This window comes from Microbacterium sp. (genome assembly GCF_047607465.1).
Classification (GTDB): domain Bacteria; phylum Actinomycetota; class Actinomycetes; order Actinomycetales; family Microbacteriaceae; genus Microbacterium.
In genome coordinates this window covers 54,219-73,638 of sequence record NZ_JASGCY010000058.1, presented here as the reverse complement: position 1 = coordinate 73,638, position 19,420 = coordinate 54,219, and the positions used below count along the sequence as shown (strand labels likewise).

General features: G+C 70.9%; 18 protein-coding genes. 10 read left to right on the top strand and 8 right to left on the bottom strand.

The features are described 5' to 3' along the window. The first annotated feature begins 32 nt into the window (after nucleotides 1-32). Nucleotides 33-1,037: an FUSC family protein gene (locus tag QM568_RS07955; protein WP_415137568.1), complete on the top strand. Its 1,005-nt coding sequence runs from the start codon at nucleotides 33-35 to the stop codon at nucleotides 1,035-1,037. Between the two features lie 99 nt (nucleotides 1,038-1,136). Continuing rightward, nucleotides 1,137-1,454: a hypothetical protein gene (locus QM568_RS07950; RefSeq protein ID WP_415137566.1), complete on the top strand. Its 318-nt coding sequence runs from the start codon at nucleotides 1,137-1,139 to the stop codon at nucleotides 1,452-1,454. Nucleotides 1,455-1,538: 84 nt separating this feature from the next. On the opposite strand, the gene thrC is transcribed toward QM568_RS07950, so the two are convergent. The 3 genes from thrC to QM568_RS07935 all read right to left on the bottom strand — a co-directional run bounded on the left by thrC (nucleotide 1,539) and on the right by QM568_RS07935 (nucleotide 4,030). Then, entirely contained in the window at nucleotides 1,539-2,942 is a 1,404-nt protein-coding gene (thrC, locus tag QM568_RS07945; protein WP_415137564.1) for a threonine synthase, read from the bottom strand. A gap of 95 nt (nucleotides 2,943-3,037) precedes the next feature. Beyond that, complete coding sequence (locus QM568_RS07940; protein WP_415137562.1) at nucleotides 3,038-3,532, bottom strand: methylated-DNA--[protein]-cysteine S-methyltransferase; 495 nt, start codon at nucleotides 3,530-3,532, stop codon at nucleotides 3,038-3,040. Nucleotides 3,533-3,541: 9 nt separating this feature from the next. Further along, nucleotides 3,542-4,030, bottom strand: coding sequence for a GNAT family N-acetyltransferase (locus tag QM568_RS07935; protein ID WP_415137560.1), 489 nt, complete (start codon nucleotides 4,028-4,030; stop codon nucleotides 3,542-3,544). Between the two features lie 276 nt (nucleotides 4,031-4,306). Between QM568_RS07935 and QM568_RS07930 the strand changes: the two genes are divergently transcribed. The 8 genes from QM568_RS07930 to hrpB all read left to right on the top strand — a co-directional run bounded on the left by QM568_RS07930 (nucleotide 4,307) and on the right by hrpB (nucleotide 14,899). After that, nucleotides 4,307-5,788 carry a sigma-70 family RNA polymerase sigma factor gene (locus QM568_RS07930; protein ID WP_415137558.1) on the top strand — a complete coding sequence of 494 codons (1,482 nt, stop codon included), beginning with the start codon at nucleotides 4,307-4,309 and terminating at the stop codon, nucleotides 5,786-5,788. A 290-nt stretch (nucleotides 5,789-6,078) separates the two neighbouring features. Next, nucleotides 6,079-6,564 carry an RNA polymerase sigma factor gene (locus QM568_RS07925; RefSeq protein WP_415137556.1) on the top strand — a complete coding sequence of 162 codons (486 nt, stop codon included), beginning with the start codon at nucleotides 6,079-6,081 and terminating at the stop codon, nucleotides 6,562-6,564. Between the two features lie 43 nt (nucleotides 6,565-6,607). Continuing rightward, nucleotides 6,608-7,906, top strand: coding sequence for a hypothetical protein (locus QM568_RS07920; RefSeq protein ID WP_415137554.1), 1,299 nt, complete (start codon nucleotides 6,608-6,610; stop codon nucleotides 7,904-7,906). Between the two features lie 265 nt (nucleotides 7,907-8,171). After that, on the top strand, nucleotides 8,172-8,600 hold the full coding sequence (locus QM568_RS07915) for a MarR family winged helix-turn-helix transcriptional regulator (protein ID WP_415137552.1): 429 nt from the start codon (nucleotides 8,172-8,174) through the stop codon (nucleotides 8,598-8,600). Nucleotides 8,601-8,683: 83 nt separating this feature from the next. Beyond that, nucleotides 8,684-10,030, top strand: a complete 1,347-nt coding sequence (locus tag QM568_RS07910; protein WP_415137550.1) for a DUF222 domain-containing protein — start codon at nucleotides 8,684-8,686, stop codon at nucleotides 10,028-10,030. A 122-nt stretch (nucleotides 10,031-10,152) separates the two neighbouring features. Then, a complete protein-coding gene (locus QM568_RS07905) occupies nucleotides 10,153-11,739 on the top strand; it encodes an SPFH domain-containing protein (protein ID WP_415137548.1) in 1,587 nt (528 codons plus the stop codon). A 77-nt stretch (nucleotides 11,740-11,816) separates the two neighbouring features. After that, entirely contained in the window at nucleotides 11,817-12,350 is a 534-nt protein-coding gene (locus tag QM568_RS07900; RefSeq protein ID WP_415137546.1) for a hypothetical protein, read from the top strand. After that, nucleotides 12,347-14,899 (top strand): ATP-dependent helicase HrpB, encoded by a 2,553-nt coding sequence (gene hrpB, locus QM568_RS07895; RefSeq protein ID WP_415137544.1) that lies wholly within the window; start codon nucleotides 12,347-12,349, stop codon nucleotides 14,897-14,899. The genes QM568_RS07900 and hrpB overlap by 4 nt, the downstream gene beginning before the upstream one ends. Nucleotides 14,900-14,935: 36 nt before the next feature. Here the strand turns inward: hrpB and QM568_RS07890 are convergent, their stop codons facing one another. The 5 genes from QM568_RS07890 to QM568_RS07870 all read right to left on the bottom strand — a co-directional run bounded on the left by QM568_RS07890 (nucleotide 14,936) and on the right by QM568_RS07870 (nucleotide 19,417). Further along, entirely contained in the window at nucleotides 14,936-15,670 is a 735-nt protein-coding gene (locus QM568_RS07890) for an ABC transporter permease (RefSeq protein ID WP_415137542.1), read from the bottom strand. Beyond that, on the bottom strand, nucleotides 15,667-16,428 hold the full coding sequence (locus QM568_RS07885) for an ABC transporter ATP-binding protein (protein WP_415137540.1): 762 nt from the start codon (nucleotides 16,426-16,428) through the stop codon (nucleotides 15,667-15,669). Before QM568_RS07885 ends, QM568_RS07890 begins: the two co-directional genes overlap by 4 nt. A gap of 75 nt (nucleotides 16,429-16,503) precedes the next feature. Beyond that, a complete protein-coding gene (locus QM568_RS07880; RefSeq protein ID WP_415137538.1) occupies nucleotides 16,504-17,100 on the bottom strand; it encodes a TetR family transcriptional regulator in 597 nt (198 codons plus the stop codon). Nucleotides 17,101-17,127: 27 nt separating this feature from the next. Continuing rightward, complete coding sequence (locus tag QM568_RS07875) at nucleotides 17,128-17,883, bottom strand: AAA family ATPase (protein ID WP_415137536.1); 756 nt, start codon at nucleotides 17,881-17,883, stop codon at nucleotides 17,128-17,130. A 28-nt stretch (nucleotides 17,884-17,911) separates the two neighbouring features. Beyond that, the gene (locus QM568_RS07870) at nucleotides 17,912-19,417 is read right to left on the bottom strand and encodes an L-serine ammonia-lyase, iron-sulfur-dependent, subunit alpha (protein ID WP_415137534.1); all 1,506 of its coding nucleotides are present in this window, start codon (nucleotides 19,415-19,417) and stop codon (nucleotides 17,912-17,914) included. Nucleotides 19,418-19,420: the final 3 nt, after the last annotated feature.

The window sequence follows — 19,420 nt, the reverse complement described above, 5'->3', positions numbered from 1 at the left end:
TCATCGTATCCCCGACCTGCGAGGATGAGGGCGTGAGTCTGTTCTCCTTCGCGCCGTCGCGAGGTCCGCGGTGGCAGGTCGCCCTGCAGGCCGCTCTGGGCATATCGGTCCCGATCGCCGTGATGACGATCGCGGGGCAACCGATGCTCGGTTGTCTCGCCGCATCCGGTTCGTTCACCGTGCTCTACCTCAGCTTCCTTCCCGCCGTCGAACGCGTGCGCGCGCTGCCGATCGTGGCGGTCGCGCTGATCGCGTCGGCGGCGCTCGGCTCGCTCGCGTCGGGCACCGCTGCGCTCGCGATCTCGGGGTTGGTGGCCGTCGCCGTCGCGAGCGCGGCGCTCGCCTTCGGCTTCCGGCTCGGACCGCCCGGTCCGCTGTTCTTCGTCCTCACCTACGGGCTCGCCACCCACATCGTCGGGACGGGCGCCATCGACAGGACCGTCTATCTGTCCGCCTTCGCGGCAGGATGCCTGTTCTCCTACCTGCTCTCCTTCGCACCGCTCGTGTTCCCCCGCGTGCGCAGCAGACGCCCCCGATCGCTCCGCGAGATCCTCCCCGGTCCCTCGCTCACCGCAGACGGGCGGATGCTGTTGCTCCGCGTCGTGCTGGTGTCGCTGTTCGGGGCGCTGCTCGGGCTCATCCTCGACCCCACCCGCACGTACTGGGTCGTCGGGTCCGGCATCGCCGTGATCGGCGTGGCTGCGGCGCGCAGCGCGGCATTGCAGCGCGGACTGCATCGGATGCTGGGCACGATCATCGGCGCGGGAGTGTACGCGCTGCTGGCGCTGATGCATCCGTCCGGCGTGCCGCTCGCCCTGCTGGTTGGCGTACTGCAGTTCGTGGTCGAGATCATCGTGGTGCGCCAGTACGCCATCGCCCTCGTGTTCATCACCCCGCTGGCGCTGCTGCTCGCCGGGGCGGCCACCGGCACGATCGGCTCTCTCGACGTCGCCTTCGAGCGGGTCGTCGACACCCTCGTCGGTGCGGCGCTGGGAACGGCATCCGGAGTTCTGCATCCTCGCGCCGCGAAGGACTGACTCTGGCTGCACAGGGAGCCGCTCCACGGAGTTCTCCCCCGCAACGGGGATCGTCGTCTGCACCTTGGCAGGATGGACCGCACGGATGAGAATAGGAGCGTGATCGCGTTGACCGAACCGCAGACCTGGACCATGATCGGGGCGTTCATCGCGCTTCTGTTCGGCATGCTCACGGTCGTGTCGACGCTGTTCATCCGGGTGCTGCACGCTGAGATCGGCGGGGTGCGCGCCGAGATCGGCGGGCTGCGCGCAGAGATCGGCGGGGTGCACGCCGAGATCGGCGGGGTGCAGTCGGAGATGGGCGGACTGCGGTCGGAGATGAACGCGCGCTTCGAGACCGTGAACGCGCGCATCGACGGGCTCGACCGCGATGTGCAGGCACTGGTCAAGCGCACCTTCGGACTGGACCGGGAATAGGCGGCACGGCCGACGTCGTCGCCTCTCGCTCGCCGCTCGCGTGCGCCACTCGACGCTCGCGTGCGCCGATCGGGAGATCTGCGATCAGCGCAGCGCGTGCTCCTCGATGAAGGCGCGCAGCGCCGCGGCGTCGTCGGCCATCTCGGTGACATGCTGCGGGGCATCGAGCATGGCACGGAGGTCGGAGGAGTAGTCGAGTTCGACGCCGATCGCCTCGCGGATGGTTTCGGCGAACTTCTCGGGTTTTGCGGTCTCGAGCACGAGCATCGGCACCCCTGATTCGACGTACTCGCGGGCGACCTTGACGCCGTCGGCCGTGTGCGGGTCGATCACGTCATCCGCCGTCTCATGCACCGAGCGGATCGTGGCGAGGCGGTCAGCGTGGGTCGAGGTGCCGCTGACGATGCCGAACTCGTCGACGAAGCGAGGGAGCTCTGCGGAGAAGTCGAAGTACCCCTGCTCGTCGAGATCCCGCCAGGCCGCGAGGACGCGAGAGGGGTCGCGTCCGACCAGCTCGAAGATGAAGCGCTCGAGGTTCGACGCCTTGGAGATGTCCATCGATGGGCTCGATGTCGCCAGTGTCTGCGCCGCGCTGCGGGGACGGTAAATGCCGGTGCGGAAGAACTCATCGAGAACGTTGTTTTCGTTGGCGGCCAGAACAAGGCGGCGGATCGGCAGCCCCATCTGCTTGGCGTAGAACCCGGAGAGGATGTTGCCGAAGTTACCCGAAGGCACAGTGAAGCTCAGCTCGGTCCAGCCGCCGGCATCCGTCGCCCGCAGCCACGCCCAGAAGTAGTAGACGACCTGTGCGGTGATGCGGGCGAGGTTGATGGAGTTGACCGCCCCCAGATGCTGAGTGCGCTTGAAGTCGAGGTCGCCGGCAAGCTCCTTGACGAGGTTCTGGCAGTCGTCGAAGACGCCATCGACCGCGATGTTGTGCACGTTCTCGTCGTCGAGGGAGAACATTTGAGCGCGCTGGAAGGCGCTCATGCGGCCCTGCGGCGAGAGCATGAACACCGAGATGCGCTCTTTGCCGCGCAGCGCGTGCTCGGCGGCGGACCCGGTGTCTCCCGAGGTGGCGCCGAGGATGTTGAGCACCGAGCCCTTGCGCTCCAGGGCATACTCGACGACCTGGCCGAGGAACTGCATGGCCATGTCCTTGAACGCGAGCGTCGGCCCTTCGGAGAGCCCGACGAGCGTGAGGCCGCCGTCGATCTCGCGCAAGGGGACGACCGACTCGGGGAAGGATGCATAGGCGGCCTCGGTCATGCGGGCGAGGTCTGCGCGGGGGATGTCGGTGGCGAACAGTCCGAGCACCTCGGTCGCCAGCTGCGGATAGGTGAGAGCCCGCCAGCGCTCCAGCGTCTCGCCGTCGACGGTCGGCATCGTCTCGGGGACCGCGAGCCCGCCGTCGGTCGCGAGGCCTTCGAGCAGGGTCTCGCAGTACGGCAGCGGCTGCATGCCGCCTCGGGTCGAGATGTACTGCACGGGGGCTCCTCAGATCGCAATCGGCGCGGAACTCCATTCTCGCAGGTGGCGGAGAGCGGATGACACGGACGGATGCCGCGACGCGACGCCGCTGCTCAGAACAGGGATGTCGGCAACGCGCCCTCGTACTCGAGCAGCCAGCACTTGGTCTGCAGCCCCCGCCCCTGCTCTCCGCCGGAGTATCCGCCGAGTCCGTCGCTGGCGACCACCCGGTGACAGGGCACGATCAGCGGGACTGGATTCGCGCCCATGATCGCCCCGATGCCGCGCGCGGGTATCGTCGTGCCGCTGCGCGCGGCGAGCTCGCCGTACGTCACGGTCTCGCCGGAGCGGACCGTCTCGTGCAGGGCCGTGAGCACGGCACGCGTCGCATCGGTCTGCACGCCGAGGTCGACGGGCAGGTCGAGCTCGCGTCTGCCGTCGGCGAAGTAGTCGCGCAGCTGCGCGAGAGCCTCGTCAAGTAGCGCGTCGGCGCCGGCATCCGCTCCGACCGGCGGGGACGACCGCCAGGTCACCCGGGTGATCGCCGCGCCGGAACTGGCGACGCCGATCACGCCGACCGGGGTCCGCAGTGTCGCGAAGGAGGCCATGAGGCGAGGCTACGCCCCCGGGCGGACACCCAGGTCGCGCGCGAAGCAGAGCGACAGCTCGCTCCCGGCGTAGTGCCCGAAGAGCGGGATCGCCGCGTAGCCCTCCCGCTCGTAGAAGCGGACCGCCTCGGGCTGCGCCGTGCCGGTCTCGAGGACGAGGCGCCGGATGCCGAGGATCAGCGCCTCCTCCTCCAGTGCGCGCAGCAGAGCGGTCGCCGCGCCGGTGCCGCGTGATCGCGGCGCCGCGTACATCCGCTTGATCTCGGCCGTGCGCGGACCGAGCACGTCGTCGGGCAGCGGGCGCAGCCCTCCGCACACGACGGCCTCGCCCGCGGCATCCGTCCCGATCAGGAACACCGGCACGTCGTCGGCCGATGGTGCGACGCCCGGCTCGTGGTCGTCGCCGCCGTAGCGGGCGTCGAGCTCGGAGCGCTGGGCGGCGCGCAGACGGACGGCATCCGGATGCTCCCACGCCGCCTTCTGGACGATGATGGTCATCCGCCGACGCTAGGCGCGGAAGATTTCTGAGAAGTTTCGGGAACGGCGTCATGATCCACCCGGCACCGCGTCATGCTCATGTAACGACGATCGGTTCCTGGCCTCGGCCATCGAATCGGAGTCTTGGCCGCGCCTCCCCCTCAGTCGCGGCTCGCGGGTGGGGTCCTCCCCCTCCGACCCCACCCGCACCCACCCTCCTTGTAGGTGCACGTCCGCCATCCGGGGTACTCTCACTTCACCGGCACCCGAAGCCGACTGTCCCACCTGTGAGGTCTTATGGACGATGCGAGCGACGTTCAAGGCTCCGACTCTGACACTCGTCTGCTGCAGAAGAGCCGCGCCGGTGATCGGCACGCATTCTCCGAGCTCTGGCGCCGCCACGCTCCGGTGGCCGTCGCGTACGCCCGCAGCCTGGGGGCAGCACCACCCGATCCCGAAGACGTCGTCGCCGACTCCTTCGTCAGCATCCTGAGGCAGCTGCGCGCGGGAAAGGGCCCGCAGCGCAGTTTCCGCCCCTATCTGCTGACGACCGTCAAGAACACGTGGATGACCGACGCCCGCCGCGCGCCCCGGACGACCACGCTCGACGAGACGACGCCGCAGACGTCGACGATCGGCGCGATCGACGTGGACTCGATGGCCGACGCCTCTGCCTTGACCGAGGCGTTCCATTCCCTCCCCGAACGATGGCAGCACGCGCTGTGGCTGAGCGAGGTCGAGCAGCTGCCACCGCGAGAGATCGCCACAGTGCTGCACATCCGGCCCAACTCCGCCGCAGCGCTCACCTATCGAGCCCGCGATGCCCTGCGAAAGGCGTGGATCCGCGCGCACCTTCGCACCGCACCTGAGGGCACAGATCACGCACGGGTCATCGAACTGCTCGGCTCGTACGCGCAGAACGACCTCTCCCCCCGGTCGGAGCGCTTCGTCGCCGCGCACCTGCACGACTGCCCGGAGTGCCGGTCGGCTGCGGGAGAGGCCAGGCAACTGGCGAAGGCGATGTCGTTCGGCCCGCTCCTCGCCGGCGGCGCCGGACTCGTGATCGCGCCGGCGCTGTTCCCCGCCGACCAGGCGGCGGCAGCCGTCGCGAGCGTCACGAACCTGCCGACGTGGGCGGGGCTGACCGCCGCAGCGCAGCCCGTCGCCGAGGCGGCGACGCACGCCTCGCCCCTGCTGTGGCCGACCGCAGCGGCAAGCGCTCTCGCGCTCTCGGTCAGCGGGAGCCTGCTCGCTCTTCCTGTGGACGATCAGGCGTCGGATTCCGTGCAGATCGTTGCCGCAGCGACACTCGTTCCGCCGACGGCCACGAGCGCCGCACCGTCAGAGTCGAGCGCCTCGCCGCCGACGGCCCAAGCCGTCGTGGCATCGGCGACGCATGACACCCCGAGGGCCGATCGCCAGGGCGCCCCGGAACAAGGCATCCGCCGGTGGCATCTCGACCAGGGCGACGCAAGCCGCTCGACGCGGGGCGAGAACGATCAGCGCGGGTGGCAGCGCAGCGCGCCGGAGACGGACCCGCGCTCAGCGCCGGTCGTCACGGCCGTCTCCGTCTCGACAACGCCGAGCTCCGCGGAAGCATCCGGCACCGCAGGGAGCCGGGATGGCGGACACGGCGACGCGCAGAGCGGAGACCGTCGGGGCGGAGGCGGCCAAGGCGGAGACGTTCAGGGCTGGCAGAACGGGAACAGGCAGGGCGTAGGCGAGAGTCGGAGCGGAAGCGACAGCCCGGGCCAGGGCCACGGCGACAGGAGGCCCTAGCCGCCCTGGTATCCCCGCGTACCGTCGCTGAGCTCGATGATCGACGCGTCGGCGGTGAGGCGGCGCAGGAATCCCGCAGCCCACGGGAGCGGAGCCAGGTGTCGTTTCCGTCGCGAGACACCACGCCAGAGGGGGTGTCTCACGACGAAAGTGGTTTCTCGGCGAAAAGCGGGGCGAAAGGTGATGGGGCGAAAGGACGGGGTGCAAGAAACTCCGGCGAGCCGACAGAATCCTAGGGAGGGCCCGCCGGGACCTGGGTGAGGAGCGCCGTGGGGCGACGAGACGCCGACATGACCGCGTGGTTCGCGGCCGAGGTGAGCGTGCACCTCGACGCCGTGCACCGCTACTTCCTGCGCCGCGCGGCCCGGCAGGACGCCGACGACCTGACCGCCGAGGTGTTCGAGACCGCCTGGCGCCGTCGCGACGACGTGCCCCGTGATCACGAGCTGCCCTGGCTGTACCGCACCGCGGGGTTCGTGCTGGCCAACCACCGTCGCCGCGCGAAGGGTCTGCCGCTGCAGCTGGCCGAAGAGCCCGTCGACGGCGACCACGCGCACCGCATCGCGGAGCGCGACCGGATCTCACGGGCGCTCGCTGCGCTCAGCGAACGCGACAGGGAGATCCTGCTGCTGCACGCCTGGGAGGGGCTGAACGGCGAAGAGCTCGCCGAGGCGCTGGGCGTCTCGCGCTCCGGCGCGCACGCCGCGCTCTCCCGAGCCCGGGCGCGACTGCGCGGCATCTGGGGCACGGCAGTGCAAGACGGCACCGACGGCTGACACAGACCATGCGTATGGATGCCGCGACGAGACGGGACGCATCATGAACGACGACATCGGCGACGAGAGCACAGACGCCCTGCGGGCGGCCGACCCCGCGGCGGGTGCCGTGGCATCGCACGAGCTGAGGGAGCGCATCGCCCGGATCCCCGCGGCATCCGACCCCGCCCCGGCGAGGGGGCGCCGACTGTTCCCGATCGCTGCGGCTGCGGCGGTCGTCGTCGCCCTCGGCGGCGGGTACGTGTGGGGAGCGGGCGGAGTCGGGGCGCCTCCGGCATCCGCTCCGATCGCCGTCGAGACGGGTACTCCCGAGCATCCGACCCCGCCGATCGCGCTCGGAGGAGGCAGCGGGATGGTGGCCGAGGCCCAGTCCGAGAGCACCGCCACCGACACCGTCTCACCATGGGGATACTTCGGAGAGCACCACCGCTTCGTCCTGCCGAACCTCAGTACGGATGCCGGATCGGCGCAGGTCTACGCCGTCGACTCGGCGACCCTCTTCACCCCCGAAGAGGCCGAACGGATCGCTGCCGCCCTCGGCGTCGCGGGGACCGCACGCACTGAGGATTTCGGTTCGCTGGCGGTCAGCGGCACCGGCGGCGCGCACGTCTCACTGTCGCCATTGGGCAACGCGTCGTACTGGAGCGGCATCCCCGACCCCTTCACCGTCTGCGAAGAAGAGGCGACCACACTGCACGGACCACGCAACACCCTGAACGACGACGACGCCCTGGCGTTCGAGCAGGAGATTGCCCGCTGCATGGCCGAGACGCCGATGCCGTCGGACGAACTCGTGCAGGACGCGGTCTCGAGCTTCCTCTCGGCGCTCGAGATCGACGAGGACGCCGTCGATATCTCCCTCACGCCCAACGAGTCGAGCAGGACCGTGTACGCCCAGGCCTCGCTTATCGTCGGCGGGAGCACGACGATGATCACGGCGTCGATCACCGTGTACGCCCAGGGCATCGCCTACGCGGACGGACCGTTCGGCGACGTCGTCTCGCTCGGCGACTATCCGATCGTGAGCCCTGCGGAGGCCGCCGCACGCCTGGACGACGCCGCGTACTTCACGGGTCCGATCGCAGTCCCGGAGCCCGACTGGATCAGCACGGAGTCGCAGCTCTCCGCGACCCCGACTCCGGCTCCCGTCCCCCCTGCCGGGTCCCGTGTGCCCTGGGCGATCGCGGAGCATGAGATCGAGTCGGTGCGACTGGGGCTCGCGCTGGTGTGGGACGACGGGGCGCAGTACCTCGCGCCGGCCTACGAGTTCACGGCGACCGACGAGACCGTCTGGAGCGTGATCGCGCTCCCCGAGGGAAGCCTCGACACCGCGGCGGGGTAACCCGGCCGAAATTTTCGTGACCAAACCGTTGCATTCGTTATCGCCCCGTTATATAGTGATCACACGGTGAATGTTTGCTGTGGCATCCACCTCATGTGATTGCAGGACACTCTTGGTGCAAGGGACAAGGGCCAGGTCAGAAGCCTCTCTGACCTGGCCCTTACTGCATCCTCGGCAACCGGGCCCGCCCACCCGCGCAGGCCGCCCCCCGCGCGAGGGAACGCGACGGCGTCGACATCGCGCGGCTCGGGCTACGCTGTGATCCATGGTCGATCGCAAGCTCGCTCTGCACGCGTGGGAGAGCCTCTTCCGCGCGCAGCACGAGCTGTTCGAGGCGATGTCTCAGGACTTCGAAGACGCCCAGCTCGCGCAGGCCGAGTACGACGTCCTGCTCACGGTCACGCGCTCCCCCGGCATGACGGCGCGCCTGCGCGACATCACCAGCAACATGCTGATCAGCCAGCCCAGCGTCTCCCGTCTCATCGATCGCATGGTCGGTCGCGGCCTCATCGCGAAGTGCCCCGATCCCGAAGACGGCAGGGGAGCGCTGATCAGGGCGACGGATGCCGGAGCCCAGGCCTTCCGCAAGCTCGCGACCGTGCACGGCCGCTCCATCGCCGAGCGCATGTCACGACTCGACGACGACGAGCTGCAGGCGCTGCAGGCGCTGACGGAGAAGTTGCGTGGGTCATGATGTTCGATATTCAAATGTAGGTAGTTTCCACATTATCAAAGATTTATTCGATAATGTGGTTGCTTCCGCTCTACGCTGGGAGCATGTCAGCTCATCTCGCTCCCCTGCACGAGGCGTTCGCACGTCTCGATGCGGTGTGGGCGGATGCCGGTGGAGCGGATGCCCTCGCCCGAGCGCGACTGATCGAGGCGAACGATGCTCTCGGCGAGGCGCGGCGACTCCTCGACGCCCTGCACGCCGAGGTCGCGGCCGGCATCGCGCACGAATCGCGCAGAGAGCTCGGGCCCGAGTCGGCGGCGAAGCAGCAGGGGTACCGCACTGCCGCTCAGCTGATCGCGACGACGAGCGGCATGTCCGCCGGTGACGCCACTCGTCTGGTGCGCGTCGGCGAGGCGACCGCGCCGCGCACCGATCTGCTCGGGGCACCTCTCCCGGCGAAGTACGCCGCTGTGGGCGCTGCTGTCGCCAGCGGGGCGCTGTCCGTGGCGGCAGCGGCGCTCATCATCGCGCTCCTCGAACGGGTGCGCTTCACGACCGATCCCGCAGCGCTCGACGAGGTCGAGCGGTTGCTCGCCGAGAAGGCTGCGGGTCTGTCGCTCGACGACGTCAGGCGGCTGACCGCTCGGCCCGAGGCCTGGCTCGACCCCGACGGCGTCGAGCCGCGCGAGGGCGAGGTCCGAGCGCGCCGTTCGCTGACGATGTTCGAACGCAACGGGGCCCTGCACCTCCACGGCGTGTTCGATATCGAGTCCGCAGATCCGATCCGCGCCGCCCTCTCCGGCTATGTCTCCAACGCCTTCGCCGCACGTCAGAACGCCATCGACCCCGATGCACCCGACGCCGACCACCGCACCGTCGCGATGCTGCAGGCCGATGCGCTGAGCTCGTTCTGCGCGCACGTCCTCGGATGCGGCGCCGATGCGCCCCCGCTCGCCGGCGCGACGGTCGTCGTCCGCGTCGACCTCGCCGATCTGATCGCCGGCACGGGATACGCCGCGGTCGACGGCTTCGATCAGCCCGTCACCATCGCCGCGGCGCGACGGATGGCCGCCTCCGGCGGCGTGATCCCGTGCGTGCTCGGCTCCGCCGGGGAGATCCTCGACTGGGGTCGCGAGAAGCGGCTGTTCACCAGGGCGCAGCGCCTGGCACTCGTCGAACGCGACGGCGGATGCGCGATGTGCGCCCTGCCGCCCGACCTGACCCGCGCTCACCACATCGCCTGGTGGCAGCGCGACACGGGCCCCACCGACCTCGACAACGGCGTGCTGCTCTGCGAGAGCTGCCACCATCGCATCCACGACAACGGGTGGGAGATCCGCATCGAAGGCACAGGTGCCACAGCGAAGGTGTGGTTCATCCCGCCGCCCTACGTCGATCCGGCGCGCACGGCGCGGCTCGGAGGACTCGCGCGGTACACGCTGACCGCGTGAGTCGTCGGGCGAGGCTTTGACGATGCGCACACGATGCGGATCTGGCAGTGTGGGAGGGAAGCGTCGGCATATCGTCCGACACCGCAGACCACCCCCGAGGGGGGAAACCAGGGAGGTCATCAATGGAGATCGCCGGAGTCATCGGCATCCTCGTCATCGTCGGCATCGCGATCGTCATCGTCATCGTCGTGCTGCTCGTCCTGCTGCTGTTCGCACGCAGCTGGATCAAGGTCGCCCGCGCCGACGAGGCCCTCGTCATCTCGGGGCGCAAGCAGAAGGTGCAGCGCACCGTCGTCGCCCTCGACGGCACGACCCGCGGCGAGACCGAGGAGTCGCCGGTCACCGTGATCGTGAACGGCAAGTCGCTGGTCAACCCCATCACGCAGCGCCACGAGATCATCTCGCTGCGCTCCCGTCAGGTCTCGCTCAACGCCGAGGCGCAGTCGCTCGACAGCGTGACGCTCAACGTCGACGGCGTCGCGATCGTGAAGATCGGCTCCGACCCGCTGTACGTGCGGCGCGCCGCAGAGCGCTTCGCCTCGCAGGACAAGGCGATCGAGCAGTTCACCACCGAGCAGCTCGAGGGTGCACTGCGCGGAATCGTCGCCACGCTGTCTGTCGTCGAGCTCATGCGCGAGCGCAAGAAGTTCTCCGACCAGATCGCCGCCGACGTCTCGCAGGAGCTCGCCGAGCAGGGCCTCATCCTCGACTCGTTCCAGATCAAGGGCATCACCGACAAGGTCGGCTACATCCAGTCCCTCGGCGCTCCCGAGATCCAGGCCAAGCGCCAGGCCGCAGAGATCTCGCAGACGAACGCCGACCGTGCGATCAACCAGAAGCACATCGCCAACCAGGAGGCGAACCTCATCGAGCAGACCGCGCTCGACACGAACACGGCCAACGCCAACGCCGGCATCGGCCGGGCGCGCGCCGAAGCCGAGCAGGCGGAGCAACTGGCCAGGGCCCAGGCCGAGCAAGCCGTCCTCCAGCAGCAGGCCGAGAACAAGCAGGCCCAGCTCGACGCCGACGTCAAGCGCGTCGCCGACGCGCAGCGGTACGAGGCGGAGACCCGCGCGCAGGCGGAGCTCTACACCCGCGAGCGCGCAGCCGAGGCCGCCGCGATCGAGCAGGTCAAGCAGGCCGAGGCCCGCACGCGCATCGCCGAGCAGCAGGCCCAGGCCGATCAGGCCAAGGCGAACGGTGAAGCCGCCGCCGCCATCGCCCGTGCGACCGGTGAGGCCGACGCGCTGCGTGCGCAGGCCGAGGCCGAAGCCGCAGCCCGGCGCGTGCGCGCCCAGGCCGAAGCCGACGCCATCCGCGCCGAGGGTGAGGCCCGTGCCGCCGCCGTCGAGGCCGAGGCGAAGGCCATCGCCTCCAACCAGGACGCGTTCCTCTCCCAGCGCGTGCTCGACACCCTGCCTGCGATCATGTCCGAGTTCGCCAAGGGCTACGCGACGATCGGCAACGTGTCGATCATCGGCGGCTCCGGCGACGGTGCCAGCGACCTCGTCGGCGCCGACAGCGCGAAGGCGCTGAAGTCGGTCTTCGACAGCGTCAGCTCGGCCACAGGTCTCGACCTCGCCGCGATCATCCAGGGTCAGGCCGTCGGGCGCGGCATCGGCGAGGGCGTCGCCGCCGCGACCACGCCGACCGTCCGCCAACCCCACCCGACCACTCCCCCGCCGGCTGCGGCTCCCACCGCAGAGTGACCGACAGAGGGCCGTCCCGCATCCACGCGGGGCGGCCCCTCTGCGTACCCCCTGAACCCGTTTCGTACACTCGATCCATGACCACGCCCTACCAGTACCCGTCCGCCGTGTTCTCGGGAGCCCTCGGCGACAACACGACCGGAGGCTGGTATCCGGCCAGGGCCGAGGTGAGCAACGGCGTCGTGACGCTCTGGGTCGGCACGCCGACCGGGTGGTCGCAGCACTTCAGCGTGCCGGCGCAGGAGGTCACCGTGAAGTCCGCCGCCCAGCGCATCACACTGATCGTGCGGGGGCAGAGCTACCCGATCCTCGCCAAGCCCGAGGCTGTCGGCCGGGCGATCGGATACGGCGTCGCGGGCACCGCCGCCAGCATCCTCGACAAGCCGGTCTTCGAAGCCGGCGTCGACGTTGGACGCGGACTGAACCAGGCATCGGCCGGTGCGGCGTTCCACGCCGGCGGCGGCTCCGAGTTCATCGCCGCCGCGCGCGCATCCGGCGCGCAGGTCTCGCGACTCGGCTACGGACCGCTCATCGCCATCGGCTGCGGCGGCGGCCTGTTCGCCGTGATCGCCGTCATCGTCATCACCGTCCTCGTCCTCAACCTGGGATGACCGCCGGCGTCTTCGACCTCCCCGCGATCGGCGAAGGCCTCTCGTTCGCGGCCGCCCTCGACGATCTTTCCCTGGCGTTGGGCGCGAGCACATCCGTGGTCGTCAGCGCGCCTCCCGGCACCGGCAAGACCACGCTCGTGCCGCCGCTGCTGGCGACGCTCTCCCCCGGCCGCGTCATCGTCACCCAGCCGCGCCGCATCGCCGCCCGCGCCGCCGCCCGGCGCCTCGCCGATCTCGACGGGTCGCCGCTCGGCACCAGGGTCGGCTTCACCGTCCGCGGCGACCGCGCCGTCTCCGCGGACACGCGCATCGAGTTCGTCACGGCCGGCGTCCTGCTGCGACGGATGCTGGACGACCCCGGCCTCGACGGCGTGGACGCCGTCGTCATCGACGAGGTGCATGAACGCGGTCTCGAGACCGATCTGCTCATCGGGCTGCTCGGGGAGGTCCGCCAGCTGCGCGACGACCTCGCGCTCATCGCCATGTCGGCCACGCTCGACGCCGAACGGCTCTCCGCGGTGCTCGGCGATGCCGCAGCGCCCGCACCGATCGTCGCCCACACCGTCGCCGCGCACCCGCTGACCGAGCGCTGGGCGCCCTGCGCCGCCCCGCGCCTCGACGAGCGCGGCGTCACCCGGGAGTTCCTCGATCATGTCGCCCGCACCGCGGCATCCGCCGGTCGGGAGCTCGTGGCGAAGCTCCCCGGCGCCGACGTGCTCGTGTTCGCCCCCGGCCTCCGCGAGGTCGCCGAGATCGCCCGGCGCACCCGCGAACTCGCACCGCCGTTCGACGTGCGCGAACTCCACGGCCAGCTCCCCGCCGCCGAACAGGATGCCATCATCCGCGGCCGCGCGGCGAGCGCGCCGCCGCGCATCGTCGTGACGACCTCGCTCGCCGAGTCGTCGCTGACTGTGCCGGGTGTGCGCGTCGTCGTCGACACCTGCCTGTCTCGTCAGCCCCGCCGCGACGCCGCCCGCGGAATGAGCGGCCTCGTCACGACCGCCGCCCCGCGCTCCTCGGCCCTCCAGCGCGCGGGCCGCGCCACGCGCGAGGGGCCAGGCTCCGTCATCCGCTGCGTCGACGAGCGCACCTTCGCCGCCGCGCCCGCGCGCCCCGCCCCCGAGATCGCTACCGCCGACCTCAGCGACGCCGCGCTCCTGCTGTCGTGCTGGGGAACGCCGGGCGGATCCGGCCTGCGGATGATCGACCCGCCGCCGGCGGAGAGCCTCGCCGAGGCGCACGCGGTGCTGCGCGGGCTCGGCGCCATCGACGATGACGCCCGCGCCACCCCTGCCGGTCGTGCCCTCGCCCGCATCCCGACGTCGCCGCGCCTGGCCCGCGCGCTCCGCGACGGCTCCGCCCTCGTCGGCGCCCGGCTCGCCGCGGAGACGGTGGCGCTGCTCGGCGGAGACAGCCGCCTCCCCGAGGTCGATGCGGCCGCGGCCGTCGTCGCGATGCGCGGACGCCGTGGCCCCGATGCCCGCGGCTGGACCCGCGAGACCGAGCGCCTGCTGCGCTTCACGTCCACGTCGGGACCGACGGTGTCGCCCTCGGACGGCGTCGGGCTCGTCATCGCCCTCGCCTACCCCGAACGGATCGCGCGCCGTGCGGACCGCTCACCCGACGGCGCGACCTTCCTGCTCGCCTCGGGCACCCGAGCCGCGGTGCGCGGCCCCCTCGCCGATGCCGAATGGCTCGCCGTCGCCGAGGTGACCCGTGCCTCCGGACGCGCCGCCGAGGGATCCGGTGCGGTCATCCGCGCAGCCGCGGCGATCAGCGAGGAGCACATCGAGGTCGCCGCCGCGCACCTGATCACCGACCGGCTCGAAGCGCAGTTCGTGGACGGCCGCGTCGTCGCGCGCCGCGAACGACGCGTCGGCGCCATCGTCCGCTCGTCCGCTCCCGCCCGCGCCTCGGCAGACGAGGGGCGCGACGCGGTGCGCCGGGCGATCCGCGATCAGGGCCTCGGCGTGTTCGTCTGGTCGGATGCCGCCGACGCCCTGCGCCGGCGCCTCGCGCTGCTGCACCGCGAGCTGGGCGCCCCCTGGCCCGATGTGTCGGACGATGCGCTCCTCGGCGCGCTCGATGCCTGGCTCGGCCCCGAGATCGATGCCCTCGCGACGGGGGCCAGGGCGGAACGCGTGGATCTCGCCCCGGCGCTGCGCCGTCTCGTGCCCTGGCCCGCGGCATCCGATCTCGACCGGCTCGCCCCGCCGGCGCTCGATGTCCCCAGCGGGTCGCGCATCCGCATCGACTACCCGCCGCATGACGACGACGCGGCCCCGGTCGTCGCCGTCAAACTGCAGGAGTGCTTCGGCTGGACCGAGACGCCGCGCCTCGTCGACGGCCGCGTCCCGGTGCTCTTCCATCTACTCTCCCCTGCCGGACGCCCCCTCGCCGTGACCGCCGATCTCGCCTCGTTCTGGGCGGGTCCGTACGCGCAGGTGCGCGCCGAGACGCGCGGGCGGTATCCGAAGCATCCGTGGCCGGAAGACCCGACACAGGCGACACCGACCCGGCACACGACGAAGCGCGCCGCCCGGGAGTGACGACGTGCCGGCATCCGCTCCCGCGTCGCCTCGCCGTCAGCGCGTCCGGCGCCGCAGCGTCGACGACGCGAGCGCCAGGGCGCCGATCGCGAAGGCCCCGACGATGAGCAGGGGGCCGCTGACATCCCACCCATCGGAACCCGCGGCGACCGCGTTCACCGCGTCGATCGCGTAGCTCAGCGGCAGCCAGTCTGAGATCGCAGCGAGCACATCGGGCATCTGGTCACGCGGCATGAACAGTCCACCCAGGATGATCTGCGGGAAGACGAGGAGCGGCATGAACTGCACCGCCTGGAACTCGGTCTGCGCGAACGCGCTCGCCAGCAACCCCAGCGCCGTGCCCAGCAGCGCATCGATCACCGCGACCAGTCCCAGTTGCCACAGCGGGCCGTCGACGTCGAGGCCGCACACGCCCACCGCGAACGACACCGTGATCACCGCCTGCAACAGCGCCAGCAGTGCGAAGGCCAGCGCGTAGCCGAGGATGAAATCGGCCTTGCCCAGCGGCGTCGTCATCAGCCGCTCGAGCGTACCCGACCGCCGCTCCCGCAGCGTCGTGATCGAGGTGATGAGGAACATCACGATGAACGGGAACAGCGCGAGGATCGCGCCGCCGAAACGGTCGAACACGCCGTCCTGATCGCTGAACAGCCAGGCGAACAGGCCAACGAGCAGGCTCGGGGCGACGAGCATGAGCGCGATCGAGCGCGGATCGTGGCGCAGCTGCGTCAGCACGCGACCCGCAGTGGCCAGCATCCGTCCCGCATTCATTCCGACACCTCCCGCAGCGAGCGGCGCGTGGCCGCGTGCGTCTCCCGATCGCCCTGGACGAGGCGCAGGAACGCCGACTCGGGGTCGGGCGCGCCGGTGTCCTCCAGGAGCGCGCGCGGGGTCGTGTCGGCGATCACCCGCCCCTCGCGCATGAGCAGCAGACGGTCGCAGCGCAGCGCCTCGTCCATCACGTGGCTCGAGACGATCATCGTGACGCCGCGATCGGCGAGCGCACGGAACAGCGCCCACAGCTCCGCACGCAGCACGGGGTCGAGACCGACCGTCGGCTCGTCGAGCACGATGAGCTCGGGCGAGCCGATGAGGGCGAGCGCGAGCGAGACCCGGGTGGACTGCCCGCCGCTCAGCGACGCGGCCAGCTGCCCCGCCTGCGCGCGCAGACCGACCTCGTCGAGCACCCGATCGACATCGCCCCGCGGCGCACGGAGCAGGGATGCCGCGTACTTCAGGTTCTGCCGCACCGTGAGGTCGCCGTACACGGCCGCACCCTGGGTCCCATAGGCGACGCGGTGACGGAGCCGGCGCGATCCGCCCAGTTCGCCGAGCACTTCGACGCGGCCGCCGGCGACCGTCTGCACGCCGACGATCGAGCGCATGAGCGTGGTCTTGCCGCAGCCCGATGGCCCGAGCAGTCCGGTGATCTCGCCCTGCGGAATCGTCAGATCGAGCCCGTCGAACACCGCCGTGCGCCCGCGCCGCACGCGCAGCCCCGTGATCCGCACCGCCGATTTATTCATCATGTGATGAATTATGTTCTCGTCGCGATCTCTGCGCAATCCCCACGTCGGACGAGCGGATGCCGGTCGCGGCCGCCCTCACTCGAACAAGTAGCGCTGCACCGTCGGGCCGATGCGGGCGACGAGGTCGTCGACGTCGGCCGCGACGAGAGCCGGCAGCTTCACGATGTAACGGCCGACGAGGAGACCGGCGATCTGCGAGGCCACGAGGCTCGCCCGCAGCGGCGCGTCCTCGACGTCGAGAGCCCGCGCCACCCGGCCGATGAGCTCGCGCGAGAGGAAGCCGACCAGCAGCGGGGTGCCGAGCCTGCTGCTGATCGCGGTGCGGATGAGCATGACACCGCGCCGGCGCACCTCTGGCCGCTCGAACGCTTCCAGCACGTAGCGCACCACGCGCGCGCCGACCTCCTCGCGGGGGCCGGTGAGGATGCCGGGCACATCGACGTCGGGGCGCAGCGGAATGCCGATGGCCTCCGCGAAGAGATCGGCCTTCGTGCCGAAGTAGTGGTGCACGAGGGCCGGATCGACCCCGGCCCTGGCGGCGATCGCGCGGATCGTCGCCGCCTCGTACCCGTGCTCGCCGAACTCGTCGACGGCGGCGGCGATGATGCGCTCGCGCGAGTCCGTGCCGCCCCGCGGCCGTCCCCGACGCCGGGGCGCCGCCTGTTCGGTCATGCCCGTCAGCCTACCCAGCGCCAACGGTCAGCCGAGCAGATGGCGCAGGTACCGCGGCGGGGCGTCGAGGAACGAGCGCCAGTGCTGCACGAGTTCGAGATCCTCCCATGCCGACTCCCGCAGCCCCCACGGGCCGACCTCCACGATCCGCGCATCAGGAAGGGCCGCGAGCACCGGCGAGTGCGTGGCGCACAGCACCTGCCCGCCGTCGTCGGCGATGCGCTGGATCACAGCCATGAGCGCGAGCGTCGACTGGAACGACAGCGCCGCCTCCGGCTCATCGAGCACGTAGAACCCGGGCTCGTCGAACCTGCTGCCGAGAACGGCGAGGAAGGACTCGCCGTGGCTCATCTCGTGGAACGGGATGTCGGGGGAACTCATCGACGGGTTCTCCTCGAGGTACGTGTAGAACGAGTGCATCGTCTCGGCTCGCAGGAAGAACCCCCACCGGCTCGCGCCGACTCCGCGCTGGAGCCGGATCCACTCCGACAACGGCGACTCGGTCGGCCGCGTGCTGTGCATCGCCTGCCGGGACCCGCCCTCGGGCGAGAGCCCGTAGGCGACGGCGATGCCCTCGACGACGGTCGACTTGCCGCTGCCGTTCTCGCCGACGAGGAAAGTCACTCCCGGTGCGAGATCGATGCCCTCACGGAGCACCTGTGCGACGGCGGGGATGCTCGTCGGCCAGACGTCGCCCGACGACGGGGCGTCGCCGTTCGGCCGCACCGCGACCACGGGCTGCTCGCGTCGTCGCCGGCTGCCCGGCTTCCAGATCGACTCCACACTCCGACGCTATCCCGAGCCGCCGACGTCAGCACTCGATGACGTTGACCGCGAGGCCGCCCTCGCTGGTCTCCTTGTACTTCGTCGACATGTCGAGCCCCGTCTGCCGCATGGTCTCGACGACCGCGTCCAGCGACACGTAGTGACTGCCGTCACCGCGCAGGGCGAGGCGCGCGGCGGTGACGGCGGTCGACGCCGCGATCGCGTTGCGCTCGATGCACGGGATCTGCACGAGACCGCCGATCGGGTCGCACGTGAGGCCGAGGTGGTGCTCCATCGCGATCTCGGCCGCGTTCTCGATCTGCCGGTTCGTGCCGCCCATCACCGCGGTGAGGCCGCCTGCGGCCATCGCGCACGCCGATCCGACCTCTGCCTGGCATCCGCCCTCGGCACCAGAGATCGAGGCGTTCGCCTTGAACAGCGAGCCCAGCGCGGTCGCGGTGAGCAGGAAACGACGGATGCCGCGGCGGCGGTTCGCCTCGGCGATGGTGTCGTCGCTGCGTTTCGTCTCGCTGCGCTCGCGGGGCGACAGGGAAGGACCGGCGTCGAAGCCCAGCAGCGCGCTGCCGACGAGCTCCCCGTAGGGCGTCACCGCGTTCCCGGCGCCGAGACCGGAATCGGCGAGGAACCGCCACCAGTACATCGCGACGGCGGGAAGGATACCGGCTGCGCCGTTCGTCGGCGCGGTGACCACCCGCCCTCCCGCGGCGTTCTCCTCGTTCACGGCGAGGGCGAAGGCGCCCAGCCACTCCCCGGGGAGCTCACGATGCCCGCCGGCCTCGGCCTCCTCGAGCTGGGCGCGGATCGTCCCAGCCCGCCGCTTGACCTTGAGCATCCCCGGCAGCACGCCCTCGGCCGACAGCCCCGCCTCCACGCAGGCCGCCATCGCGTTCCAGATCGCGTCGAGACCGGCGGCCACCTCGTCCTCCGAGCGCATCGCCGTCTCGTTGAGCCGCGCGAGCTCGGCGATGGTGAGCCCGTGCTCGTCGCACAATTCGAGCAGCGACGCGGCATCGGCATACGTGTACGGGAGGGCGGCGGTGGCGAGCTCCGCGTCTTCGCCGTCACGCCGGATGAACCCGCCGCCGATCGAGTAGTAGGTGTCCACCGCCACGATCGCGCCGACCGCATCCCACGCCGTCAGCGTCATCGCGTTGGGGTGGCCCGGCAGCCGCGTGCGGGGCGCGAACTCGATGTCCGTCTTCGAGAAGCGGATGCCGTGGCCGCCGTTCACGGCCAGCGTCGCGTCATCGGGGAGGTCGGTCCACGCCGAGCGCACGTCGGCGGGATCGCAGGTCTCGGGGGCGAGTCCGCGAAGGCCTGCGACGACGGCATCCGGTGTCCCGTGCCCGATCCCCGTGGCGCCGAGCGATCCGTACAGGGTGCAGCCGACGCGTGCAACGCGGGGCAGCGCACCCGTCGCGTCGAGGCGCTGCGCGAAGTCGAGCGCCGCCCTCATCGGCCCCACGGTGTGAGAGCTCGATGGCCCCACTCCGATGGAGAAGAAGTCGAAGGCCGAGACGTACGCTGTCACCTC